We start from the raw sequence: 25,218 nt of genomic DNA on the forward strand, positions 1-25,218 counted from the left end.
ATATCGATCACTACATAATTGTTCAAGGAGTACCTCATGTCTTCTTTTAACGGCAAGTCAGTTCTGGTTCTTGGCGGCAGTCGTGGGATTGGCGCGGCTATCGTGCGCCGTTTTGCCGCGGATGGCGCATCGGTTACCTTTACCTATTCAGGCTCCCCTGACGCTGCCAAAGCGCTTGCTGATGAGACGGGTACCCAGACAGCGCAAACCGATAGCGCCGATCGTAACGCCGTCATCAACCGGGTACGCGAAAGCGGCCCGCTGGACGTGCTGGTAGTTAATGCAGGCATTATTCTGTTTGGTGATGCGCTGGAGCAGGATCCGGATGACGTTGAGCGCCTGTTCCGAATTAACATTCACTCCCCATACTATGCGGCCGTGGAAGCGGCACGACAGATGCCTGACGGCGGACGCATTATCATTATTGGCTCTGTGAATGGCGACCGTATGCCTCTTGCTGGCCTGGCCTCTTATGCAGTGAGCAAATCAGCGCTGCAAGGGCTGGCCCGGGGGCTGGCACGTGATTTTGGCCCGCGCGGTATTACGGTAAACGTGGTTCAACCGGGTCCTATTGATACCGATGCCAACCCGGAAGATGGCCCACTGAAAGAGGTGATGCACAGTTTTATGGCGCTAAAACGACATGGCCGTCCAGAGGAAGTTGCGGGAATGGTTGCCTGGCTTGCAGGCCCTGAGGCTGGGTTTGTGACGGGGGCAATGCATACAATTGACGGTGCGTTTGGCGCCTGACGGTCACCCTTAACACTTTTCTCAAACAGCAGTCCGAAGAGATATCTCTCCGGACTGCAATACTTTCTTAGTTCTCGGTATCCAGCTCGTCGAAGCTTTTTACCAGGTCATCAATCGCTTTAATCTGGGTCAGGAACTGTTCCAGTTTCGCCAGCGGCAGCGCGGATGGACCATCGCATTTCGCATTGGCTGGATCCGGATGCGCTTCAATAAACAGACCGGCCAGACCTACCGCCATACCTGCGCGCGCCAGTTCGGTAACCTGCGCACGACGACCGCCGCTTGCTGCTCCAAACGGGTCACGGCATTGCAGCGCATGGGTAACGTCAAAAATCACCGGCGAGTTGCCAGAAACTTTCTTCATCACGCTGAAGCCCAGCATATCCACAACCAGGTTGTCATAACCAAAGTTCGCGCCACGGTCGCACAGAATTACTTTGTCGTTGCCGCCTTCATGGAATTTATCCACGATATTGCCCATCTGGCCCGGGCTTACGAACTGCGGTTTTTTCACGTTGATAACGGCACCGGTTTTCGCCATCGCTTCCACCAGATCGGTCTGACGAGCGAGGAAGGCCGGCAGCTGAATCACATCCACCACGTCAGCAACAGGCTGAGCCTGGCTGGCTTCGTGAACGTCGGTGATCACTTTTACGCCAAAAGTCTGCTTCAGTTCCTGGAAGATTTTCATCCCTTCTTCAAGGCCCGGTCCACGGTAAGAGTGGATGGAAGAACGGTTGGCTTTATCAAAGGAGGCTTTGAACACGTAAGGGATACCCAGCTTTTGAGTAACGGTTACGTAGTGCTCACAAATGCGCATCGCCAGATCGCGGGATTCCAGCACGTTCATTCCGCCAAACAGCACGAACGGCAGGTCATTTGCCACGTTGATGTCGCCAATGCTAACCACTTTTTGTTTCATAGGATCGCCTTAAACGGTAGGTAAAGTGTCATTAATCAATGCAATACAATTTGCTTGTGCGAAATAGTATTAATCTGCGCACGAATCATTTCGCTGATCGGGTCTTCCGGACACTGTTCAACGAAATAACTTAAATCGGTCAGCGCAACATGTTCACACTCCAGTTGCGCGTAAATTAATCCACGATCGCGTATTTCATACGGATCTTCAGGATTAAACTGTAATAGTGCTTCGCTGGCACGCAGCGCCAGCTCCATTTGTCGCTCTTCCATCAGCGATGATTTCAGCGTATCGAGCAGCTTTCGAATTACTTCTGCATTATCCGCCTCATCCAGGTCTTCGTTAAACAGCTCCGCGACCGGGCTGATATTCCCCTTCAGCCACACTTCCAGCGTGTGCTCATTTAACGTTTCGCCATTGAACGGATTGATTAGCCACATTTCGCCATCGAGCGATTCAATACGCAGGATGAGTTGTGTCGGGAAAATCACCGGCACCAGCGGCAGTTCCAGTCGGTTGGCAATCCACAATAAGATCGCGCCCAGGGATACGGCACTGCCCTGACGATTTTTCAGTACCTGATCAAGCCATAGTGCATCAGAAAGACGATAGACGCCGTGGGTATCCGTAAACCCCCATTCGCCGTAAAAAAGTGCCAGCAGTTTTTCCAGTTGCTCATCCTGAGACAGGAGCTGGCTAATTTCTTCTTGCGCCAGACTGACCAGACGTTCCAGTTCGTCATAGACAGTTTGTGTTGGAAAATCCAGACGGATAGACTCCGACGCCAGGATCATCCCATCACACAATGGCGCTTTATTAAATTCGAAATCAGCTAACGACCTCATGCTTACCCCAGTAACGGTATTTTGTGGTGGCGAGTTTAATGATGATGTACAGCACCACCAGCGCCAGCGGAAAAGCGATTAATCGCGCCTGCTGACTGCGCGCCCGACGATAATCGAGCGCAATAAAACCCAAAACGATGTAAATGATAACCCCAAACAGCTTTTCAGTCAGCCATGTCCCGTGCTCAGTGAATGGCAGGACGTGCGCTTTAACCATTAACGCTACGCCGCTGAGTAATAAAACGGTATCGACAACCGGCGGCACGATGCGCGTCCAGCGCGCGCAGGCAAGGCGCGAGTCGGTGTAACGCCACCAAAATCGCAGCGTCAGCAAACCAACCGAAAGCGCAATGCTGATGAGATGGACGTTGAGTAACACACCGAAGGTACTCATGATGGGATGCGTCCAAGCGTAATTCGCTCGTTGCCGCCATAGTCACGACAGGTTTCAACCGCCAGGTAACCTGCACGAGTAAAAGCGTCACGGACGGCCTCGCCCTGTTGCCAACCATGTTCCAACAACAGATAGCCGCCGGGCGTTAATACGCGCTGAGACTGGTCAATGATATGCACGATATCCGCCAGCCCCTGATCGCTCGCCACCAGTGCCGACAGCGGTTCAAAGCGAACGTCGCCTTGTGCCAGGTGCGGATCCTGCTCGTCGATATACGGCGGATTGCTGACAATCATGTCAAACTGCTGTCCCTGCAATGCGCTGAACCAGTTGCTTTGCAGCACGCAAACATTGTCGATGCCCAGTTGCTGCTTGTTGCGAATAGCCAGTGCCACGGCATCAGGCATGCGGTCTACAGCAGTCACTGCACAATCCGGACGCTCGGTTGCCAGCGCCAGCGCAATGGCACCCGTGCCGGTTCCTAAATCAAGAATACGACACGCTGAGGCCGGCAGGCGAGCCAGCGCCTGCTCCACCAGACACTCGGTATCCGGACGCGGAATAAGCGTGGCTGGAGACACAAATAGCGGCAGCGACCAGAACTCACGCACGCCGGTTAAGTGCGCCACCGGCTCTCCCCGCTGACGCCGCTCCAGTAACGTATCAAGCTGTTGACGCTGCGCCTCGGTTAACTCCGTTTCGCCGAAAGCCAGAATAAAGGTGCGCCCTTTGCCAGTAACAAACTCGAGTAAAATCTCGGCGTCACGGCGCGGGCTTTCGCTTGCCTGTAATTGGCTAATTGCTTCACGCAGCCAGTGCTGATAATCCATTAATCCTGCTCGGACAACGCCGCCAGTTGGTCGGCCTGGTATTCCTGGACAATCGGCTCAATGAGCATATCCAGTTTGCCTTCCATCGCTTCATCCAGACGGTAGAGCGTCAGGTTAATGCGGTGATCGGTCACACGACCCTGCGGGAAGTTATAGGTACGGTTACGATCGCTGCGATCGCCACTGCCCAACAGGTTACGACGTTCAGAGGCTTCCGCCTGTTGACGTCTTGCCACTTCGGCGGCACGAATTCGCGCCCCCAGCACCGACATCGCTTTGGCTTTGTTTTTATGCTGTGAACGTTCGTCCTGGCATTCCACTACAATACCGGTCGGTAAGTGGGTAATACGGATTGCGGAGTCGGTGGTGTTAACGTGCTGACCGCCCGCGCCTGATGAACGGAAGGTGTCAATACGCAGATCGGCCGGGTTGATATCCGGCAGTTCGGCATCCGGCAGTTCCGGCATAACCGCGACCGTACAGGCAGAGGTATGAATACGCCCCTGCGATTCCGTCGCAGGTACGCGCTGCACGCGATGGCCGCCAGACTCAAACTTCAGTCGCCCGTAAACGCCTTCGCCGCTAATCTTGGCAATGACTTCTTTAAACCCGCCATGTTCGCCTTCGCTGGCGCTCATGATCTCAACCCGCCAGCGACGCGATTCAGCGTAGCGGCTGTACATGCGGAACAGATCGCCGGCAAACAGCGCCGCTTCATCACCACCGGTTCCCGCGCGCACTTCGAGGAAGGCGTTACGTTCGTCATCGGGATCTTTAGGTAATAGCAGGACCTGCAGATGCTGTTCCAGCTGCTCACATTTCTCTTTTGCTTCGCGCAGTTCATCCTGCGCCATTTCACGCATTTCAGGATCGTCGAGCATCATCTGAGCCGTCTCGATATCTTCCTGAACCTGTTGCCAGTCCGTAAAACAGCGAGATACATCGCTTAATTGCGCATATTCGCGCGACAGCGCACGAAAGCGATCCTGGTCTGCGATAGTACCCGCATCACCGAGCAGCGCCTGAACTTCTTCATGGCGTTCATGCAGGGCTTCCAGTTTGGCAACGATAGAAGGCTTCATAGGCGTAAATGCACCCTGTAAAAAATAAGATTGGTGTGCTGCTACTCCAGCCCGAGGCTGTCGCGCAGAATATTCAGGCGTTCACTATCCCCGTCACGGGCGGCCTGTTGAAGTGATTTGGTTGGTGCATGAATCAGGCGATTGGTCAGTTTCCAGGCCAGATCCTGCATAATGGCTTGCGCATCACCGCCCTGTTGAAGAGCGGCCAACGCTTTGGCGGTCAGTTCATCACGGATCTGTTCTGACTGACTGCGATACTCGCGGATAGTGTCGCTTGCGCCCTGGGCGCGTAGCCAGGCCATAAACTCGCTGGCTTCCTGCTCCACTATCGTTTCGGCTTCCACCGCCGCCGCTTTGCGCTGGGCCAGGTTATGCGAAATAATGCTTTGCAGGTCATCAACGCTGTACAGATAGGCGTTAGACAATTTACCCACTTCCGGCTCGACATCGCGCGGTACGGCGATATCCACCAGCAACATAGGCTGATTGCGGCGGTTTTTAAGCGCACGTTCCACCATTCCTTTGCCGATAATCGGCAGCGGACTGGCGGTAGAACTGATAATGATATCGGCATCCTGTAAACGCGCGTCTATATCACTCAGTGAAATCACCTCGGCGCCGACTTCATCCGCCAGCACCTGCGCACGCTCGCGAGTGCGGTTGGCGATGATCATCTTCTTGACTTTGTGCTCGCGCAGATGTCGCGCTACCAGCTCAATGGTTTCGCCCGCACCGACTAACAGCACGGTTACCGTGGAGAGCGATTCAAATATCTGCCGCGCCAGGGTACAGGCGGCAAACGCCACCGACACGGCGCTGGCGCCGATGTCAGTTTCTGTACGTACACGTTTTGCGACAGAGAATGATTTCTGGAACATGCGTTCCAGCGCACTGGCGTTCAGGTGACCTTTTTGCGAATCCGCAAACGCTTTTTTCACCTGCCCCAGAATTTGCGGTTCACCGAGCACCAGTGAATCCAGACCGCTGGCAACACGCATCAAATGACTGACTGCGTCGTTGTCCTGGTGCCAGTACAAGCTGTTGCGCAGATCTTCTTCATTGAGGTTATGGTATTCACACAGCCAGCGAACCAGCGCTTCTTGCAGGTTATCCTGCTCTTCAACGCTGAGATACAGCTCCGTGCGGTTACACGTCGACAGCACTACCCCGCCCTGCACCATTGGCTGCGCGAGCAGGCTGTCCAGCGCCTGATCGAGCGTATCCGGCGAAAACGTTACGCGTTCTCGCAGCGATACAGGTGCCGTTTTATGGTTAATACCAAGCGCTAAAAGGGTCATGTGTGCGGGAATAGTACCAGCGTTGATAAGGTTAGACTGGGTGCATCATACAGGATGCGTGCGGTCAATAAAAGAGACTGACCCCTTTTGGAGTAATAGCTTAGTGCACAAATTTAAGCGATTTAAGATAACTTGAACGTAGACGATGTCTGATGGCGGCGCTAGCATTAAGAGTTATAACTGCAACGTATCTCAAGGATTTGTCATCATTATGACCCTGCCTGATTTTCGCCTGATTCGCCTGCTGCCGCTGGCGGCCCTGGTTCTTACTGCCTGTACGCTCAACGCGCCTAAAGGTCCCGGTAAAAGCCCCGATTCTCCGCAGTGGCGCCAGCACCAACAGGAAGTTCGCGCCCTGAACCAGTATCAGACGCGTGGTGCGTTTGCCTATATTTCCGATCAACAGAAAGTGTATGCCCGCTTTTTCTGGCAGCAAACCGGTCAGGATCGCTATCGTCTCCTGCTGACCAACCCACTGGGCAGCACGGAACTGGAACTTAATGCGCAGCCTGGCAACGTCGAACTGGTCGATAACAAAGGCAAGCATTACACCGCCGACGACGCTGAAGAGATGATTGGCAAACTGACCGGCATGCCTATCCCATTAAACAGCTTGCGCCAGTGGATCCTTGGTCTGCCAGGTGACGCCACCGATTATAAGCTCGACGACCAATATCGTCTGAGTGAAGTGAACTACAGCAAAGACGGTAAAAACTGGAAAGTGGTCTATAGCGCCTACGACAGCAAAACCCAGCCTGCGATGCCAGCAAACATGGAGCTGTCCGACGGTTCCCAGCGTATTAAGCTGAAAATGGATAACTGGATTGTGAAATGATGACCCATTGGCCCTCTCCGGCAAAACTGAATTTGTTTTTATACATCACCGGACAGCGTGCGGACGGTTACCACACGCTGCAGACCTTATTTCAGTTTCTTGATTATGGCGACACGATAGATATTACACCGCGTAGCGACGGCGAAATTCACCTGTTAACCCCAGTGGAAGGCGTTGCGCATGAAGACAATCTGATCGTCCGTGCGGCACGTTCGCTGATGAAAGCGGCATCTGAAAGCAATCGCCTTCCCAAAGGGAGTGGTGCGGACATCAGTATCGACAAACGCCTGCCGATGGGCGGCGGTCTTGGCGGAGGTTCGTCTAATGCGGCAACCGTTCTGGTGGCGCTGAATCATCTCTGGCAGTGCGGACTTTCGGTTGATGAACTGGCGGCACTCGGCTTAACGCTGGGGGCGGATGTTCCCGTATTCGTGCGCGGCCATGCGGCCTTTGCCGAAGGTGTTGGCGAAATTCTGACGCCGGTCGAGCCTGAGGAAAAGTGGTATCTGGTTGCACATCCGGGAGTCAGTATTCCGACACCGGTGATTTTTAACGATCCCGACCTCCCCCGCAACACGCCAAAAAGGTCAATAAAAACGTTACTAAAATGTGAATTCGGCAATGATTGCGAGGTTATCGCAAGAAAACGTTTTCGCGAGGTTGATGCGGCGCTTTCCTGGCTGTTAGAATACGCGCCGTCGCGCCTGACTGGTACAGGGGCTTGTGTCTTTGCTGAATTTGACACTGAGTCTCGTGCTCGCCAGGTGCTTGAGCAAGCCCCGGAATGGCTCAAAGGCTTTGTGGCGAAAGGCGTCAACCTCTCCCCATTGCACAGAGCGTTACTCTAAATCCTTCGGGTTTCAGGAAAATGGCGAAACGACGAATCGCCAGGTGCATACAACTTCAGTATGTAACTGGTGTGAGGAATTGATGCCAGCGCAAATGAAACGCGAAAGATAAAGAGTAAGCCGGGCAAGCTGAGTTGCGGTGACAACGTCACCCTGTTCCAGACGTTGCATCGCGCTCTTTAATACACCGCATGGAGAGGATACTGCCTGGCCCGCACAGTTTTCGGCAGATTCTTTCCACCAATGGACGCATGCCTGAGGTTCTTCTCGTGCCTGATATGAAGCTTTTTGCTGGTAACGCCACCCCGGAACTAGCACAACGTATTGCCAACCGCCTGTACACTTCACTCGGCGACGCCGCTGTAGGTCGCTTTAGCGACGGCGAAGTCAGCGTACAAATTAATGAAAATGTACGCGGTGGTGATATTTTCATCATCCAGTCCACTTGTGCCCCTACTAACGACAACCTGATGGAATTGGTCGTTATGGTTGATGCGCTGCGCCGTGCTTCCGCAGGCCGTATCACCGCCGTTATTCCTTACTTCGGCTATGCACGTCAGGATCGTCGCGTACGTTCCGCTCGTGTACCGATTACCGCTAAAGTCGTCGCTGATTTCCTGTCCAGCGTTGGCGTTGACCGCGTCCTCACCGTTGACCTGCATGCTGAACAGATCCAGGGCTTCTTTGACGTACCGGTTGATAACGTATTCGGTAGCCCGATCCTGTTAGAAGACATGCTGCAGCTGAACCTGGATAACCCGATTGTGGTTTCTCCGGATATCGGTGGCGTCGTGCGTGCCCGCGCTATCGCTAAACTGCTGAACGATACCGACATGGCTATCATCGACAAACGTCGCCCGCGTGCGAACGTTTCTCAGGTGATGCACATTATTGGTGACGTTGCAGGTCGTGACTGTGTTCTGGTTGATGACATGATCGATACCGGCGGTACGCTGTGCAAAGCAGCAGAAGCACTGAAAGAACGTGGTGCTAAACGCGTATTTGCTTACGCTACTCACCCGATCTTCTCAGGTAATGCGGCAAACAACCTGCGCAACTCAGTGATTGATGAAGTCGTTGTCTGTGACACTATTCCACTGACTGACGAAATCAAAGCACTGCCAAACGTGCGTACATTGACCCTGTCGGGTATGCTGGCCGAAGCGATTCGTCGTATCAGCAACGAAGAATCCATCTCTGCTATGTTCGAGCATTAATCGAGCCCGGCTCAAAAACCCGCTGCGGCGGGTTTTTTTATCTGCAATACTTATTTGTATGACTTATGCCTCCTTCACCTGCCATTTAGTTGACAGATGATGCGCTCATGGATGAAACATTATTGTGAACAGATTATTTTCCTCACATGTGATGCCTTTCCGCGCCCTCATCGACGCTTGTTGGAAAGAAAAATATACCGCTTCTCGCTTTACCCGCGACCTGATCGCCGGGATTACCGTTGGGATCATTGCCATTCCGCTGGCGATGGCCCTGGCAATAGGCAGTGGCGTTGCGCCACAGTACGGCCTGTATACCTCAGCCGTCGCTGGGATTGTTATCGCCCTTACCGGCGGTTCACGCTTTAGCGTATCTGGCCCGACCGCCGCCTTCGTGGTCATTCTGTATCCGGTGTCGCAACAGTTTGGGCTGGCAGGCCTGCTGGTTGCCACGCTGATGTCCGGGATATTCCTGATCCTTTTCGGCCTCGCTCGTTTTGGCCGCCTGATCGAATATATCCCCGTGTCGGTAACGTTAGGTTTTACATCGGGTATTGGTATCACCATCGGTACCATGCAGATTAAAGATTTTCTTGGCCTGCAGATGGCCCATGTCCCGGAGCACTATCTGCAGAAGGTTGGCGCGCTGTTTATGGCCTTGCCAACCATTAACTTCGGTGATGCCGCCATTGGCGTAGTGACGCTAGGGATCTTGATTTTCTGGCCGCGCCTGGGGATCCGACTGCCGGGCCACCTTCCCGCGCTGCTGGCTGGCTGTGCGGTAATGGGTATCGTGAACCTGACCGGCGGCCATGTCGCCACCATTGGTTCGCAGTTCCACTACATTCTGGCTGACGGCTCACAGGGTAACGGTATCCCACAACTGCTGCCGCAGTTGGTTCTGCCGTGGAATATGCCGGAATCAAACTTTACCCTGAGCTGGAGCTCGTTACAGGCGCTGTTACCGGCAGCCTTCTCGATGGCGATGCTGGGGGCAATTGAATCTCTGCTGTGCGCCGTCGTACTCGATGGGATGACCGGCACCAAGCATAAAGCTAACAGCGAGTTGATTGGCCAGGGGCTGGGTAACATCGTGGCACCGTTCTTTGGCGGTATCACCGCCACAGCAGCAATTGCCCGCTCTGCGGCAAACGTCCGCGCTGGGGCGACCTCGCCAATCTCTGCGGTTATCCACGCGATTCTGGTGATCCTCGCCCTGCTGGTACTTGCACCGCTGCTTTCCTGGTTACCGCTTTCCGCCATGGCCGCCCTACTGCTGATGGTGGCATGGAACATGAGTGAAGCGCATAAAGTGGTGGATTTGCTGCGTCATGCGCCGAAAGACGACATCATTGTCATGCTGATGTGTATGTCGCTGACGGTGCTGTTCGACATGGTTATTGCCATCAGCGTCGGTATCGTTCTCGCTTCTCTGCTGTTTATGCGTCGTATTGCGCGCATGACGCGTCTGGCGCCGGTCAACGTAGACGTACCGGACGATGTGCTGGTGCTGCGCGTTATTGGTCCGCTGTTCTTTGCCGCGGCGGAAGGATTATTTACCGATCTCGAGTCGCGTATTGAAGGTAAACGCATCGTAGTCTTGAAGTGGGACGCGGTCCCGGTACTGGATGCCGGTGGTCTGGACGCTTTCCAGCGCTTTGTAAAACGTCTGCCGGAAGGTTGTGAATTACGCATCAGTAATCTGGAATTCCAGCCGCTACGTACCATGGCGCGCGCGGGTATTCAGCCGATTGCCGGGCGTCTGACGTTCTTCCCGAATAAAGATGCTGCGCTAGCAGATATCCGCTAACGTGTAGCCCGGCCAGGCGAAACGCCGCCGGATTACAAATGACAGACAAAAAAATGGCTCCCGTACGTGGGAGCCATTTTTATAACAAGCTTATTGCTTACGCGTTCAGCAGTTGCTCAGCCGTTGCCTTCACGCTTGCCAGCAGGACTTTGACATCCTCCAGACATACCGTCGGATTGAGCAGCGTTAGCTTCAGGCAGGTGACACCATCGGCTTCGGTCACGCCGACGTTGGCGCTACCAGAAGCCAGTAGAACGTCGCCAATACGCTGGTTCAGCAGCGCGACAAATGCCACGTCGTCACTTTGCGGGCGGAAGCGGAACAGCACGCTTGCCAGCTGTGGTTCCATCACCAGTTCAAGATGCGGCTGGGTTTTGACAAACTCAGCAACATCACGCGCCAGCGTCACACCGTTATCAATGATCTCGGCATACTGCTTTTTGCCCAGCGCTTCGAGGCCCATCCACAGCTTAAGCGCATCGAAACGACGCGTGGTCTGCAGCGACTTCGATACCAGGTTTGGTACGCCAGCCTCTTCATCGAAATCAGAGTTCAGATACGCCGCCTGGTAACGCATCAGCTCGTAGTGGCGCGCATCTTTTAACAGGAACGCACCGCAGCTGATGGTCTGGAAGAACTGCTTGTGGAAATCCAGCGTCACGGAATCGGCCAGCTCAAGGCCGTTCAGGAAGTCACGGTACTTCTCAGAAAGCAGTAACGCCCCGCCCCATGCTGCATCCACGTGCATCCAGATCTGATGTTCTGCCGCCAGCGCTGCAATATCCGCTAACGGATCGATTGCGCCCGCATCGGTAGTACCGGCAGTGGCGACAATTGCCATCACCTGCTCGCCGTTGGCTTTCGCCTGGGCCAGCTTGTCTTTCAGGTCAGCCAGATCCATGCGTGAAAACGCATCGGTCTTCACCTGGGTGACGGAACGGTAGCCCAGCCCCATCAGCGCCATGTTCTTCTGCACAGAGAAGTGCGCGCTTTCAGAGCAGAACACTTTGATTTTACTCAGATCACCGGTCAGACCATCCTGCTGAATGGAGTGCCCCTGGCGAGCGAAGAAAGCATCACGCGCCAGCATCAGGCCCATCAGGTTACTCTGTGTACCGCCGCTGGTGAATACGCCCGCATCGCCTGCCGGGTATCCAACCTGCTCACGCAACCACTCGATCAGCTTGATCTCTATGATGGTGGCCGACGGGCTCTGGTCCCAGGAGTCCATACTCTGGTTGGTGGCGTTGATCAGCACTTCCGCCGCCTGGCTTATTACCAGGCTCGGGCAGTGCAGATGCGCCACGCACTGCGCATGGTGAACCAACAAGCTGTCTTTGAGAAAGTATTCAACCGCACGCTCAATAGCGGCCTGGTTGCCCAGGCCCTGAGACGTAAAATTCAGGTTGATACGTTCACGCAGTTGCTCAACGGTTTTACCCTTATACATCTCAGGCTGCTTCAACCATTCAACGACCGCTTGCGTACTCTGCTCGATAGCGTCCTGATAAGCTGCAATGCTTTGCGCCGAGCCGGACAGAATCGGGTTTACGTCTGACATTCGATCCAACTCCGTTTAAACCGGCTTCACGCCAGCGCCCAGCAGGGCGTTTTCGAATTTATCGAGGAAGATTTCCAGCTCAGCGTTGGTGATCAGCAGTGACGGCAACAGGCGCAGCACGCAACCATTGCGGCCACCACGCTCCAGAATCAGCCCATTTTCGAAGCATTTTTTCTGCAACAACGCGGACAGCTCGCCATCGGCCGGGTAGCAGCCCATGTGATCCTGCGCTTCGTTCGGCTTCACGATTTCCAGGCCGATCATCAGACCCAGACCGCGCACCTGGCCGATAACCGGGTAGCGTTTCTGCAGGTCAGCCAGTTTGCCTTTCAGCCACTCGCCCTGGGCAGCAACTTTATCGGCAATCTTGTCGTCTTTGAGGATCTTCAGCGTTGTCAGACCGGTCGCCATCGCCAACTGGTTGCCGCGGAAAGTACCAGTGTGGTGGCCCGGAGCCCACGCATCGAACTGCTTTTTAATGCCCAGCACCGCCAGTGGCAGACCGCCGCCAACCGCTTTGGACATCACGATGATATCTGGCTCAATACCGGCGTGTTCGAAGGCGAACAGTTTACCGGTACGTGCAAAGCCCGCCTGAACTTCATCGATGATCAGCAGAATGCCGTGCTCCTGCGTCACTTTACGAATGCGCTGCAGCCACTCGACCGGAGCCGGGTTCACGCCACCTTCACCCTGCACCGCTTCGAGGATCACGGCAGCCGGTTTACGCACGCCGCTTTCAACGTCGTTGATCAGGTTTTCGAAGTAGTAGGTTAATGCTTTGACGCCAGCGTCGCCGCCGATACCCAGCGGGCAACGGTACTGATGCGGATACGGCATAAACTGCACTTCCGCCATCATGTTGCTGACCGCTTCTTTCGGCGACAGGTTGCCGGTCACGGACAGCGCGCCGTGGGTCATCCCGTGGTAGCCGCCGGAGAAACTGATGATGCTGGAACGGCCGGTGACTTTCTTCGCCAGCTTCAGCGCCGCTTCAACAGCATCTGCGCCGGAGGGACCGGTAAACTGCAGGCAATATTCTTTGCCCTGACCCGGTAATAAAGAAAGTAAATATGATGAGAATTCATCTTTTAACGGCGTGGTAAGGTCAAGCGTATGTAACGGTAAGCCGCTTGTGATGACACTTTGAATGCTCTGCAGCACTTCAGGATGGTTATGACCAAGCGCCAGGGTTCCGGCACCTGCCAGGCAATCAAGATATTGATTATTTTCTACATCAGTAATCCAGACGCCCTGCGCTTTAGCGATCGCTAATGGCAGTTTACGTGGATAGCTGCGGACATTAGATTCAAACTCAGCCTGTCTTGCTAAAAAGGTATCATTGCTCTGTGGTAATGAATTAGCACTTAAAGTATCAATACGGACTTTATCCGTCATCATATCACTCCTACAACCAGGTGTAGATTAACACCTGATTGAATAAATGGTTATAAGGATTACCTGTAAAAAAGCGCGGCTAATATATGTTGTTTTAGCTTAGGACTCAATCATTTATTTTTCGGCATTAAAAATAACAACTTTCCCCTTAAAATTCAAAGCGTAACAACCATTTGCCATTACTAAATCCTAAAGAAATATATCTATTTAATTAACAATGTTGTAGCTAATTGCAACGCAGACAATCTAATAAAAACCATGAGATTTTCGTGTTTTTATTATTTTTTTACACGTTTTTACCATTAATGATGCTCGCGATATCTTGTGATGACATGATTTTTCACTTATTTGTCGATAAATCGAATAAAAAAGTCGATCCCTAAATATAAATCACTTAGTATGGCGCGCTTATTTACAGGCTATGTAGATAAAATTAATGCGCAGCACCCGATAACGCGTACAGGCGACACGCGTTATCGACAACAGGTATTCCCTGGGTTGTCAGCAGAAATGTTCGCGGGCGGACATTTCGTAAGGCGAACTTCGTTCCCTTATGCCGAGAATGAAAATTTTCTAGCCATACTTTTATGGCGCCCTGATATGAGATTGTTATGACTCGCATTTATCCACCATCCGTCGTTGCCAAATTTGGCGGCACCAGCGTCGCTGATTTTGATGCGATGAATCGAAGCGCCAGCATTGTCCTTGCTGATCAAGATGTCCGTTTAGTCGTTTTGTCTGCTTCAGCAGGCGTGACAAACTTACTGGTTGAGCTTTCTGAAGGTCTGGAAACACATCAACAATTAGATAAGATTGAGACTTTACGCGCCATTCAATACAACATTATTTCCCGCCTGAAGCAGCCGTCCGTTATCAGCACGGAAATCGATAATCTTCTCAACAACATACGTCGTCTTGCACAAACGGCGATGGTTTCGCCGTCTGATGCGTTAAGCGATGAATTAGTCAGCCATGGCGAGCTGATGTCCTCGCTACTTTTTACTGAAGTCTTACGTGAACGGCATGCCGAGGCTGGGTGGTTTGACGCCCGTAGTGTGATGCGTACTAACTCGAACTTCGGCTGTGCCGAACCCGAGCTTGGCACACTGCACCACCAGGTGGAGACTCACCTGCGTCCTCGTCTTGAGCAAGCGATTATGGTGACTCAGGGATTTATCGGGCGTGATGCCGCAGGACACACCACAACGCTTGGACGCGGCGGTAGTGATTACACGGCTACGCTTCTCGGTGAGGCACTTCACGCCGCACGCGTTGACATCTGGACCGACGTCGCAGGGATCTACACCACCGACCCACGCATTGCGCCGCGGGCCAAACGAATCGACCATATCTCATTTTCCGAGGCCAGCGATATGGCCGCCTACGGTGCGAAGGTCCTCCACCCGGCGACACTGCTCCCGGCAATGCGTAAAAGCATTCCGGTCTTTGTTGGCTCAAGTAAGGATACTGCCGCCGGAGGTACGCTGGTGCACAACACCACCGATAATCCACCTCGCTATCGTGCGCTCGCTGTGCGTCGTAAACAGACGCTGTTGCGGTTACACAGTCTGGAGAAACAACCTTCCTGTTCTTTCCTGGCGCAGTCCTTCGCCATTTTAGCTCGCCATGCGGTCGCGGTGGATTTGGTTACAACCTCAGAGAATAGTATTGCGCTGGCGCTGGACGCCACTCATGCAACCTCAGGTGAAGACCATGTGCTGACCACCGCATTGTTTACCGCCTTGTCCTCCCACTGTCGTGTGGAAGTGGAAACCGGGCTGGCGTTGGTCACTTTGGTGGGGAATCAACTCACACAGGCTGCGGGAGTTTGCAAAGACGTTTTTGCCTGGCTTGAAGAGCATACGGTACGAATGATTTGCCATGGGGCGTCAAACGACAACCTGAGCATCCTGTTACCGGCTGACAATGCAGACAGCGCGATCAAAGCGTTACATTATCGGTTATTCGAATAACGTTTCTTTGTAGTATGCCACCAAAGGTAGAAGTCGTTTAATCCAGTACTGACGAAAAAGCAGAGCCCTGGTTTTTAAACCAGGACTTTGTGTTCAAACAACCGCATTCCGAGTTGGGAGAGCTATTTAGTTATGCCGATGATTGGTATCACCGCGACGGCAGCGTTTGTCATAGTGGCGCACCCACCAGTAACGATCACTGATTTGTTCGTGCCCCCCCACTCTGGCACCCGCCAACCAAAGGACACCACCAACAAAAATACTGAGCACGGCACCATGTGCGAAAAACTGTGGCAGATTAAATTGCGGCAGTTGGTTTAAAATAGAGTAACCAACACCACCCACCATCACCACCAACCCTAAAGCCATGAGCACGTTACCGAGTAACGAAGCGTTTTTGCGTTTCATGTGTCACCTCCGGAACTTTGGGTTGTTACAGGGAATACCCCTAATCCTTATGTGTAAAGTATAGACAACACTGCCGTTCGCAAGTGCGGGAACGATCACAATTACAAATACTCATGCAACATAACTTTACAAATAAGCCACTGAACATACTCATTTTCTAATAGTCCATTTGTGCAATTATTCAGCTTTTGGCGATAAGCACGCAGTTTTTTGTCAACAGCATCGTCAGACAGTAAACTACACGTCGTTTATCGAAACACTCAGGACAAAACACGTGGCGATTAAATTGATTGTCGGCCTGGCGAACCCCGGCGCAGAGTATGCGGCAACGCGACACAATGCAGGCGCATGGTATGTCGATCTGCTGGCAGAAAGATTACGCGCTCCCCTGCGCGATGAGCCGAAATTCTTCGGCTACACCTCCAGAGTTACGCTTGAAGGTGAAGACGTCCGTCTGCTGGTGCCAACCACATTTATGAATCTGAGCGGCAAGGCTGTCGGTGCGATGGCCAGTTTTTATCGTATTAACCCCGATGAAATTTTGGTCGCACACGACGAATTAGACCTGCCACCTGGCGTGGCCAAATTTAAGCTTGGCGGCGGTCATGGCGGACATAATGGCCTGAAAGACATCATTAGCAAGTTAGGTAATAACCCCAACTTTCATCGTTTACGCGTTGGAATTGGCCATCCGGGCGATAAAAACAAAGTTGTCGGATTTGTTTTAGGCAAACCGCCTGTTTCAGAACAGAAGTTAATTGATGAAGCGATTGACGAAGCGGCACGTTGTACCGAGATTTTGTTCAAAGATGGCCTGACCAAAGCGACGAGCCGGTTACACACCTTTAAAGCGCAATAAGCAGCGATGTGCGGCATTTTTCTCGCGTGCTGTGTATAATAGGCAAAGTTATTTACATTTCTACAATCTGTTTTCCATAACAGGTTGAATATCAAAAGATTAAGGTGATTTAAACATGGGATTCAAATGCGGTATCGTCGGTTTGCCAAACGTAGGCAAATCCACCCTGTTCAACGCGCTCACAAAAGCGGGTATTGAAGCGGCAAACTTCCCGTTCTGTACTATTGAGCCGAACACCGGTGTTGTCCCGATGCCCGATCCGCGTCTGGATCAGCTGGCTGAAATCGTCAAACCGCAGCGTATCCTGCCAACAACGATGGAATTCGTCGACATTGCCGGTCTGGTAAAAGGTGCGTCCAAAGGTGAAGGTCTGGGTAACCAATTCCTGACCAACATTCGTGAAACCGAAGCTATCGGCCACGTGGTGCGTTGCTTTGAAAACGACAACATCATCCACGTTAATAACAAAGTGGATCCGGCTGACGACATTGAAGTTATCAATACCGAGCTGGCGTTGTCCGACCTCGACACCTGTGAGCGAGCTATCCATCGCGTGCAGAAGAAGGCTAAAGGCGGCGACAAAGACGCTAAAGCAGAACTGGCTGCGCTGGAAAAATGTCTGCCACAGCTGGAAAACGCTGGCATGCTGCGCGCACTGAAAACGCTGACTGACGAAGACAAAGCGGCCATCAAATACCTGAGCTTCCTGACGCTGAAACCAACAATGTACATCGCCAACGTCAACGAAGACGGTTTTGAAAATAACCCGTACCTCGATAAAGTGCGTGAAATCGCGGCAGCTGAAGGTTCTGTTGTCGTTGCCGTTTGCGCTGCCGTTGAAGCTGATATCGCAGAACTCGATGATGCTGACCGTGAAGAATTCATGGCTGAAATGGGTCTGGAAGAGCCGGGCCTGAACCGCGTTATCCGTGCTGGCTACGAATTGCTGAACCTGCAGACCTACTTCACCGCTGGCGTGAAAGAAGTCCGTGCATGGACCATTCCTGTCGGTGCCACGGCTCCGCAGGCAGCCGGTAAAATCCATACCGACTTCGAGAAAGGCTTTATCCGCGCACAAACCATCGCGTTTGAAGATTTCATCACCTATAAAGGTGAGCAAGGTGCGAAAGAAGCTGGGAAAATGCGTGCCGAAGGTAAGGACTATATCGTCAAAGATGGCGATATCATGAACTTCCTGTTCAACGTCTAAATAAGTTTTGTTGTCTCATGAGGTTTCACTGAATCTCATGACAACGGTAAAACTCTATAAAATCCACGCAATTGCGTGGATTTTTCATTTCATAGCATCTCAGAGGCTCCCGCTGCTGCGCATCTGAAAGTTGGCACCAAACACGATGACCAAAAAGGCTGAGCTATTTTGGCAAAACAGCAGTAGCCACGTGAGCGTACTCATATTGAGGCGCGCGGAAGCCAGGGGCTGTCTACCCGCACTGTATCCCGGTGATCGAGCCCCTGGATAAGATGCAGCGCGCTAAGACGACCGATTTCATAGTGCGGCAGCTGTACCGTTGATAGCGGCGGCAAAAATAGCTCGCCGGTGCCCACCATATTGTCATAGCCCAGCACAGCGACGTCCTGCGGAATGCGCAGCCCTCGCCCCAGCAAGAGCTGGTAGATAACAAAAGCCACGCGGTCGTTACCGCACACCACCGCATCGAACATCGGGCACGCGCCTCTCAGGTAATGCCCGGCAATCTCCGCCGCATCAATATGGTGGCGCTCGCCCGGCGGAAGATAGTGGTGGAACATTGCATCAGGGTCGACACCCGCTTCACGACAAGCCCTCTCCATTCCCGCCCGACGGCGATCGGTCGCCACAATTCCTTTCGGCAGGTGGATGCACAGCAGTCGGCGATAGCCTGCGGCCAACAGCGCTTTCACGCCAAGATATTGCCCTTGTTCATCATCGGGAATATAGGTGGGAAAAGGGCCGCTTGTGCTTTCGCAGTTCGCCAGCACGCAGCGATACTTATGCAGCTTTTCCGGTACCGGTACCCGGCGCAGTCCCATCGCGGTGTAGATAATACCGTCCGGGCGATGTGCCAACAGCAGATCAACCATTTTCTCTGGCTTGTCATTGCTGAACATATTCACCACAAAGCTATTCCAACCGTGCGCCCGCGCGGTCTCTTCGATAGAGAGCGTTATCTCCACGGAAAATGGCGTAGTCATGGTGTCCAGCGCCAGCACCCCAATCGTGTTAGCCGTGGTTTTCGCACCACGAATTTTTTTAGCAGAGAGATCGGAGACATACCCCAGCGCATCTACCGCTTCCATCACCTTTTTATAGGTTTCAGGCCGTAGTCGTTCGGGCTCGTTAATCGCCCGCGATACGGTCATTAACGAGACGTTAGCCCGCTGCGCCACATCCTTTAAAGATGCCATACCCTCTCCTTCGCCGATGTTCACTTTGCCGGGGTCTGAAAATGCGATCTCGATAACGCCCGCAAAATGTTAACGTTAACTTTTGTGATTAACATCGATATTACCATCAAATCTGCGAGAAAACCGAGAATGTTAACGTTATCTTTTGATCAATTCACTTACAGGGACAAGCAAATGACGTCACTACTTTCCAAAGCCAACGAAGCCTTAAGCCAGCAGAAAGACCTTGTAAACCCGCGCTGGTATCCACGCTATCACCTGGCGCCACCGGCGGGTTGGATGAATGATCCCAACGGTCTGTCCTGGCTCGATGGTTACTACCATGCGTTCTATCAGCACTATCCGTGGCAGCCGGTCTGGGGACCAATGCACTGGGGCCATGCGCGCAGCCTCGATATGGTGAACTGGGAGCACTTGCCCATCGCACTGGCACCAGAAGGGCCGGAAGATAAAGACGGCTGTTTTTCCGGTTCAGCGGTGGTTGAAGGCAATAAGCTGGCCCTGATCTACACCGGACACAAGTTTGACGGCGAGGCGAATGAGGAAAACCTGTATCAGGTACAGTGCCTGGCCACCAGCACCGACGGGATTCACTTTGAACGCCAGGGCATGATTCTGGATACCCCGCGAGGCGTACACCATTTTCGCGATCCGAAAGTCTGGCAAGAGGGAGACAGCTGGTACATGGTGGTGGGCGCCCGGGTCGATGACGTGGGCGAAGTGCAGCTCTATCGCTCGCAGGATCTACAGCACTGGCAGTTTGCCAGCACGCTCGGCAGGGCCGATGACGGCATGGGCTACATGTGGGAGTGCCCGGACCTCTTCCCACTCAACGATAAGCTCGTCTTCATGTTCTCGCCGCAGGGCATCGCCGCAGACGGATACGATTGCCGTAATCTGTTCCAGAGCGGCTATATGCTCGGCGAATGGCAGGATAATCTCCATTTTCACGTCACCCACGCCTTCCAGGAGATGGATCACGGACATGATTTTTACGCCCCCCAGTCATTTACCACCCCGGATGGGCGCCGCATCGTGATTGGCTGGCTGTCGATGTGGGAATCGCCAATGCCAGAACAAGCCGACGGCTGGGCGGGCATGCTTACCCTCCCCCGCGAGGTGACGCTCGATACCGATCAGCGGCTGCGTATGAACCCAATTAAAGAACTGGAATCATTGCGCGGTCCGCTCCATGTCTGGCCAGTTAGCGAACTGCACAATCGCACCCTGATGGTAGAGGAGCAGACGCACGCTATTGAAGTCGAGCTGAGCCTCGATATCGCCCGCAGCAGTGCTGAAGAATATGGTATCGCGCTGGGTGACGGGATGCGCATCTACGTCGATAGCCAGGCACAGCGTCTGGTGCTGGATCGTCGCTACCCGCAGCATGGTCTCTCTGGTTATCGCAGCGTGCCGCTGCCAGTTGGTGACCGGCTGGATCTGCGCTTATTTATCGACAGCTCCTCGGTAGAGGTATTTGTCAATCACGGTGAATATACCCTTAGCAGTCGTATTTATCCTGAACCGGACGATCGCCAGCTGACCTTATTCAGCCAGAACGGACACGCCATTTTTAATCAAGGGCAGGCCTGGCCGCTCAGCGCCAAATAAACACCCGTCTTACTGCTTTGGGGAAAAATAATGACTATCTGGACGCTCGGAGACGCCGTGGTGGATTTATTGCCGCGCGACAATATGCAGTTTGAAGCCTGTGCGGGAGGCGCTCCCTTCAATGTGGCAATCGGCGTCGCTCGCCTTGGCCGCGCCAGCGGTTTTATTGGCCGTGTGGGCAATGACACTTTTGGTCGCTTTCTGCATCAGACGCTGGAAACAGCGCAGGTGGATACAGGAAGTCTGGAGTTTGATGCACATCAGCACACCAGTACCGTACTGGTTTCACTGGCTCCCAACGGCGAGCGGCAGTTTGAGTTTTTGGTCAATCCGTCTGCCGATCAATTTCTCAGCCCGGCGAGTCTGCCCGACTTTGGTGCCGATATTCTGCACTTCTGCTCGCTGGCGCTGGTTGCCCCTGACTGCCGCGCCACCCTCGCCCAGGCAATGGCCGCATTGCGACAGACCGGCGGTACTCTGAGCTTTGACATCAATCTGCGTCCGCAGATGTGGAGCAACGAGATGCAGATGTTTGACCTTGTCAACGAGTTTGCCCGGCAGAGCGACATTCTGAAGATGTCAGAAGAAGAGCTGCTGTGGCTAACACAGACCAACTGTCTCAGTAGCGCCCGCGAACGTCTGGTTGATTTTCCTGCACGCCTGAAAATCGTCACCCGCGGTGCCGACGGCGCTATCGCTTTCTGGCAAAACAGCAGGCTAACTTTAAGCGGCTATAACGTCGAAAGTATCGATACCACTGGCGCCGGTGATGCCTTTATGGCCGGGTTGCTGGCGGCACTCGCCGAGGAAGGCTGGCCCACATCGACGTCAACGCTACTTCCACTTATCGAGCAGGCCAGCGCTTGTGGTGCTCTGGCGACCACCCGGCGTGGCGCGCTAAGCGCGTTTCCCGACAGCCAACACCTGAGCAGCTTTATTCAGTCACAACCATCGTTACGGAGAACGATTACCCCGTAATAAAGCGAACTCGTTACGTCGTATCAGAAAGACCTTACAATGACCTGATCTGGATTGGAAAAAACATGAAGATAAATATGCCGTTCAGTAATGACAAATATCGGTACTCATCCGGGTACCTGCTTTTTTTCTTTGCCGCCTGGTCGTTGTGGTGGTCTTTTTACGCGATATGGCTAAAAAATAAACTTGGCCTGTCCGGAACAGAGCTGGGAATGCTGTATGCCGTTAACCAGTTCTTTAGCATGCTGTTTATGCTGGTCTACGGTTTTCTGCAGGATAAGCTCGGCACCCGCAAACACCTTATCTGGCTGATGGGGATAGTCATCACGCTCAGCGGCCCGTTCCTGATTTATGTTTACGAACCGCTGCTGACCTCCAACTTCAAGCTTGGTATGGCGCTGGGAGCCATTTTCTTTGGCCTTGGCTACCTCGCGGGTTGTGGTCTGGTAGAAAGCTTCGTCGAAAAAGTGAGCCGCAAATTCAACTTTGAATTCGGTACCGCCCGCTTGTGGGGATCGCTTGGCTACGCCGCAGGGACATTTGTTGGCGGTATCTTCTTCAGCATCAACCCACACATTAACTTCTGGTGCGTATCGGTAATGGGGGTATTATTCCTGTTGATTAACGTGTTGTTCAAAACCAACTCATCCGCCCCATCTTCTGTAAAAACGCGCTCTCCTGAACCCGACGCGCTGACCCGAAATGATTTTCTCACTATCTTTAAAGATACGCAGTTCTGGTTTTTCGTCATCTTTGTCGTCGGTACCTGGTCGTTCTATAGCATCTACGATCAGCAGATGTTCCCGGTGTTTTACGCCAGCTTATTTGACGATCCCGAACTGGCACCACGCGTATACGGCTACCTCAACTCGGTACAGGTCTTTATGGAAGCCGTCGGTATGGCGCTGGTTCCATTCCTGATTAACCGCATCGGGCCTAAATCCGCATTGCTGCTGGGCGGCACAATCATGACCTGTCGAATCCTGGGTTCAGCACTGTTCACCGATATCTATATTATCTCCTTGATTAAAATGCTCCATGCGCTGGAAGTCCCACTGTTTGTTATTTCAGTGTTTAAATTCAGCGTAGCGAATTTTGATAAACGCCTGTCGTCAACGATATACCTTATTGGCTTCAATATCGCCAGTTCCATCGGAATCATCGTGCTGTCACTGCCTGTCGGTAAGTTTTTTGATAAAGTGGGCTATCAGGAAATCTTCCTGATTATGGCCAGCATTGTGGTAATAACGCTAATATTTGGCTACTTCTCGTTGAGCAAAAAGCATCATCAGCAGAAGATGGGAAATGAACTGGTGACAGAGTAGCGAAGTTTAAAATATACCGGACAGGGCCATTGGCCCTGTCGTATCCCCCAACAGTAAGTACGAACTGTCGATTTACTCAGGCATGTTCCAGCCAGTTACGGAATATTTTCGCTCGCAGTATTCCCTGAAAATCAATCAGCCCAGAACAACCAAGCTTCTTGATCAGATTCTGTCTGGCCTGGTAAATCGTTTTTAAATGTAGATTTAACAAGGCGGATATCTCAACAATAGTTCGCCCCTCCCCTAACTGCGTTAAAATATATTTATCTCGCGCAGTTAGAGAAATATTTAGTTCCGACTGATTGTCGTGTATACCGCCAGAACGAGTAATATCAATAATAAATTGTTTGAATGTGGCAACGCTAACATCTATTGGCAGTCTGTAAAGTGATAAATCATTGAGATATCTGTACAGATGACCATCAATCAGCAGTACCAGACGATGCGTACTCAGATCGTAATTTTGTCTTTTTACCGCGTTAAAGTGATTCGCGGTAAAGAACACCAGTCGCGCCTTATCATCTTCAAAAACGATATCTGCAAGAATATTCTTTAACCCTTGCCTGATAAAAATATCATCAATCCATAACTCTGCGTTTCCAGTGTATTCCTGAACGATGTTCATCATTATGGCCTCAATGAAAAATCACAATTGTTCTAGAGAAGGTGCTATGTATAGTCTTAATCAAAAAATGCTCAGCATGAGTGCTTTCAGCATATAACAAAGGTGCTGTACATATTATATTAATATGAAGACTTTTTAGACATCGTCAGCTGTGTAGCGTAACACTATTTCCAGGGTCTTTCTGATAATATCGGCCTGAACAACGTCAACTGTTGACTCCAGAGAACCAATCAGGCTTAAAATGATGTTTTTATTATTAACATTATCACCTGCAAGAATTACATTTGTTACCGCCTGCCCCAATACCGCAGACTCATCTGCTAATAGCTCACCTGCATTATGGAAGTAACTTGATAAAGCTTTATCCGTCATTACACTGTGGACATTAATTTCATTAAGCATGGTAACCTCGCTTGTATAGTCTGGAAGATTATCTTTAATGTAATTTAGGGTTTTTGCTGGCACTGAAAGCACTCTCATCTCTGGTTTTATCCGGTTTTCTACTTATCTTCCCCGGATTAATGTTTGTAAAATCATTGATAACGCTGTCAATTAATTGCTTGCGTGTGCTATCTATTTCACTGGCCTGCATAAGTCGCAATTGCTTAATCACTGCAGCTAACGAAACGTCTGTATGCATTCGCAAAATTTCTAGCACAGCCAAACCTGTAATTTCATGTTTCAGGCGTTCACTATCAGTTTTCTTCATAACTCCTTCACTACTTACCCCTATAAGTAAGGGGTTTGTTTTATTCAAAAAGCAGGCCAATTAACGCATTGTAATGTTTCTGTTCTTTCTCCCCGGATGCTTTTTCAAGACGACACAGAAGCTTGGTGCAAAGTGATTTGCGGTTCAGATTTCGTCCATCCTTGAGTATCTCAGTGACGATTTCTCCCAATGTTTCCTGTTGAGTTGGCAGATGCGCCTTCGCAAAGTAACGAGAAATCGCGCTTGCAGTATCAGTGCGAACGGTATGCTGCTGCATGTCATGCTCCTGTAACAAAATGCTGGTGAATATTAAGTTTTATAACAGTAGCAAAGTTGTACCAAAAATATGTACAACACGAACCATCAATTTTTATCAAAAAGTGCTAAATCAATACAATCAACAACTTGTATTAATATACAACCACATAAAATCAAATTCATTTGTACAATTCACTTCTTTTAACAAATGAATTCGATCTGTTTAAGGACCTTTGTTTGTAAAAATAAAGTTAGAATAATGTATTAGAATCAGGACAT

General features: G+C 51.9%; 25 protein-coding genes. 11 read left to right on the top strand and 14 right to left on the bottom strand.

The window, feature by feature from the left end:
• The first annotated feature begins 36 nt into the window (after positions 1-36).
• Complete coding sequence (gene bdcA, locus OGX92_RS16795) at positions 37-750, top strand: SDR family oxidoreductase (protein ID WP_048216243.1); 714 nt, start codon at positions 37-39, stop codon at positions 748-750.
• 67 nt (positions 751-817) lie between these two features.
• On the opposite strand, the gene kdsA is transcribed toward bdcA, so the two are convergent.
• Genes kdsA through hemA form a run of 6 tightly spaced genes read right to left on the bottom strand, consistent with a single transcriptional unit; the run spans position 818 to position 6,121 of the window.
• Complete coding sequence (gene kdsA / locus OGX92_RS16800) at positions 818-1,672, bottom strand: 3-deoxy-8-phosphooctulonate synthase (protein ID WP_003020772.1); 855 nt, start codon at positions 1,670-1,672, stop codon at positions 818-820.
• 35 nt (positions 1,673-1,707) lie between these two features.
• Positions 1,708-2,517 (bottom strand): invasion regulator SirB1, encoded by an 810-nt coding sequence (gene sirB1 / locus OGX92_RS16805; protein WP_003020775.1) that lies wholly within the window; start codon positions 2,515-2,517, stop codon positions 1,708-1,710.
• Positions 2,501-2,911 (bottom strand): invasion regulator SirB2, encoded by a 411-nt coding sequence (gene sirB2 / locus OGX92_RS16810; protein ID WP_286586854.1) that lies wholly within the window; start codon positions 2,909-2,911, stop codon positions 2,501-2,503. The genes sirB1 and sirB2 overlap by 17 nt, the downstream gene beginning before the upstream one ends.
• Entirely contained in the window at positions 2,908-3,741 is an 834-nt protein-coding gene (gene prmC, locus OGX92_RS16815; RefSeq protein ID WP_003833416.1) for a peptide chain release factor N(5)-glutamine methyltransferase, read from the bottom strand. Before prmC ends, sirB2 begins: the two co-directional genes overlap by 4 nt.
• Positions 3,741-4,823, bottom strand: a complete 1,083-nt coding sequence (gene prfA, locus OGX92_RS16820) for a peptide chain release factor 1 (protein ID WP_003020786.1) — start codon at positions 4,821-4,823, stop codon at positions 3,741-3,743. Before prfA ends, prmC begins: the two co-directional genes overlap by 1 nt.
• 41 nt (positions 4,824-4,864) lie before the next feature.
• Positions 4,865-6,121 (bottom strand): glutamyl-tRNA reductase, encoded by a 1,257-nt coding sequence (hemA, locus tag OGX92_RS16825; RefSeq protein WP_003833420.1) that lies wholly within the window; start codon positions 6,119-6,121, stop codon positions 4,865-4,867.
• A 211-nt stretch (positions 6,122-6,332) separates the two neighbouring features.
• Here hemA and lolB point away from each other — a divergent pair, with 211 nt between their 5' ends.
• From lolB to dauA, 4 genes are all read left to right on the top strand, one after another.
• Positions 6,333-6,956, top strand: coding sequence for a lipoprotein insertase outer membrane protein LolB (gene lolB / locus OGX92_RS16830; RefSeq protein WP_003833422.1), 624 nt, complete (start codon positions 6,333-6,335; stop codon positions 6,954-6,956).
• Entirely contained in the window at positions 6,953-7,804 is an 852-nt protein-coding gene (gene ispE, locus OGX92_RS16835; RefSeq protein ID WP_003833423.1) for a 4-(cytidine 5'-diphospho)-2-C-methyl-D-erythritol kinase, read from the top strand. Before lolB ends, ispE begins: the two co-directional genes overlap by 4 nt.
• 269 nt (positions 7,805-8,073) lie before the next feature.
• Positions 8,074-9,021 (top strand): ribose-phosphate diphosphokinase, encoded by a 948-nt coding sequence (gene prs / locus OGX92_RS16840; RefSeq protein WP_001518537.1) that lies wholly within the window; start codon positions 8,074-8,076, stop codon positions 9,019-9,021.
• Between the two features lie 124 nt (positions 9,022-9,145).
• On the top strand, positions 9,146-10,828 hold the full coding sequence (gene dauA, locus OGX92_RS16845; protein ID WP_071692414.1) for a C4-dicarboxylic acid transporter DauA: 1,683 nt from the start codon (positions 9,146-9,148) through the stop codon (positions 10,826-10,828).
• A gap of 97 nt (positions 10,829-10,925) precedes the next feature.
• On the opposite strand, the gene OGX92_RS16850 is transcribed toward dauA, so the two are convergent.
• Complete coding sequence (locus OGX92_RS16850) at positions 10,926-12,389, bottom strand: pyridoxal phosphate-dependent decarboxylase family protein (RefSeq protein WP_063940840.1); 1,464 nt, start codon at positions 12,387-12,389, stop codon at positions 10,926-10,928.
• A 15-nt stretch (positions 12,390-12,404) separates the two neighbouring features.
• Positions 12,405-13,790: a diaminobutyrate--2-oxoglutarate transaminase gene (locus OGX92_RS16855; RefSeq protein WP_008784983.1), complete on the bottom strand. Its 1,386-nt coding sequence runs from the start codon at positions 13,788-13,790 to the stop codon at positions 12,405-12,407.
• A 608-nt stretch (positions 13,791-14,398) separates the two neighbouring features.
• On the opposite strand from OGX92_RS16855, the gene lysC reads away from it, so the two are divergent.
• Positions 14,399-15,760, top strand: a complete 1,362-nt coding sequence (gene lysC, locus OGX92_RS16860; RefSeq protein WP_126957261.1) for a lysine-sensitive aspartokinase 3 — start codon at positions 14,399-14,401, stop codon at positions 15,758-15,760.
• Between the two features lie 126 nt (positions 15,761-15,886).
• On the opposite strand, the gene ychH is transcribed toward lysC, so the two are convergent.
• Complete coding sequence (gene ychH / locus OGX92_RS16865) at positions 15,887-16,168, bottom strand: stress-induced protein YchH (protein ID WP_003833480.1); 282 nt, start codon at positions 16,166-16,168, stop codon at positions 15,887-15,889.
• A 274-nt stretch (positions 16,169-16,442) separates the two neighbouring features.
• Here ychH and pth point away from each other — a divergent pair, with 274 nt between their 5' ends.
• Positions 16,443-17,027, top strand: coding sequence for an aminoacyl-tRNA hydrolase (gene pth / locus OGX92_RS16870; protein ID WP_003020814.1), 585 nt, complete (start codon positions 16,443-16,445; stop codon positions 17,025-17,027).
• 115 nt (positions 17,028-17,142) lie between these two features.
• Complete coding sequence (gene ychF / locus OGX92_RS16875) at positions 17,143-18,237, top strand: redox-regulated ATPase YchF (protein ID WP_003020818.1); 1,095 nt, start codon at positions 17,143-17,145, stop codon at positions 18,235-18,237.
• Between the two features lie 200 nt (positions 18,238-18,437).
• Here the strand turns inward: ychF and OGX92_RS16880 are convergent, their stop codons facing one another.
• Positions 18,438-19,433, bottom strand: a complete 996-nt coding sequence (locus OGX92_RS16880; protein WP_126957265.1) for a LacI family DNA-binding transcriptional regulator — start codon at positions 19,431-19,433, stop codon at positions 18,438-18,440.
• 174 nt (positions 19,434-19,607) lie between these two features.
• Here OGX92_RS16880 and OGX92_RS16885 point away from each other — a divergent pair, with 174 nt between their 5' ends.
• The 3 genes from OGX92_RS16885 (at position 19,608) to OGX92_RS16895 (ending at position 23,347) form a co-directional block, all read left to right on the top strand.
• Positions 19,608-21,044 carry a glycoside hydrolase family 32 protein gene (locus OGX92_RS16885; protein WP_286586855.1) on the top strand — a complete coding sequence of 479 codons (1,437 nt, stop codon included), beginning with the start codon at positions 19,608-19,610 and terminating at the stop codon, positions 21,042-21,044.
• 30 nt (positions 21,045-21,074) lie between these two features.
• Positions 21,075-22,022, top strand: a complete 948-nt coding sequence (locus OGX92_RS16890; protein ID WP_197385819.1) for a PfkB family carbohydrate kinase — start codon at positions 21,075-21,077, stop codon at positions 22,020-22,022.
• 65 nt (positions 22,023-22,087) lie between these two features.
• Positions 22,088-23,347: an MFS transporter gene (locus OGX92_RS16895; RefSeq protein WP_286586857.1), complete on the top strand. Its 1,260-nt coding sequence runs from the start codon at positions 22,088-22,090 to the stop codon at positions 23,345-23,347.
• A gap of 76 nt (positions 23,348-23,423) precedes the next feature.
• On the opposite strand, the gene OGX92_RS16900 is transcribed toward OGX92_RS16895, so the two are convergent.
• From OGX92_RS16900 to ycgZ, 4 genes are all read right to left on the bottom strand, one after another.
• Positions 23,424-23,975 carry a LuxR C-terminal-related transcriptional regulator gene (locus OGX92_RS16900; RefSeq protein ID WP_003833493.1) on the bottom strand — a complete coding sequence of 184 codons (552 nt, stop codon included), beginning with the start codon at positions 23,973-23,975 and terminating at the stop codon, positions 23,424-23,426.
• A 132-nt stretch (positions 23,976-24,107) separates the two neighbouring features.
• Complete coding sequence (locus tag OGX92_RS16905) at positions 24,108-24,374, bottom strand: biofilm/acid-resistance regulator YmgB/AriR (protein ID WP_003833495.1); 267 nt, start codon at positions 24,372-24,374, stop codon at positions 24,108-24,110.
• 34 nt (positions 24,375-24,408) lie between these two features.
• A complete protein-coding gene (locus tag OGX92_RS16910; RefSeq protein ID WP_003833498.1) occupies positions 24,409-24,681 on the bottom strand; it encodes a hypothetical protein in 273 nt (90 codons plus the stop codon).
• Positions 24,682-24,721: 40 nt separating this feature from the next.
• On the bottom strand, positions 24,722-24,958 hold the full coding sequence (gene ycgZ, locus OGX92_RS16915; RefSeq protein WP_003833500.1) for a regulatory protein YcgZ: 237 nt from the start codon (positions 24,956-24,958) through the stop codon (positions 24,722-24,724).
• Between the last annotated feature and the right edge of the window lie 260 nt (positions 24,959-25,218).

The organism is Citrobacter sp. Cpo089 (genome assembly GCF_030332695.1).
GTDB lineage: Bacteria > Pseudomonadota > Gammaproteobacteria > Enterobacterales > Enterobacteriaceae > Citrobacter > Citrobacter portucalensis.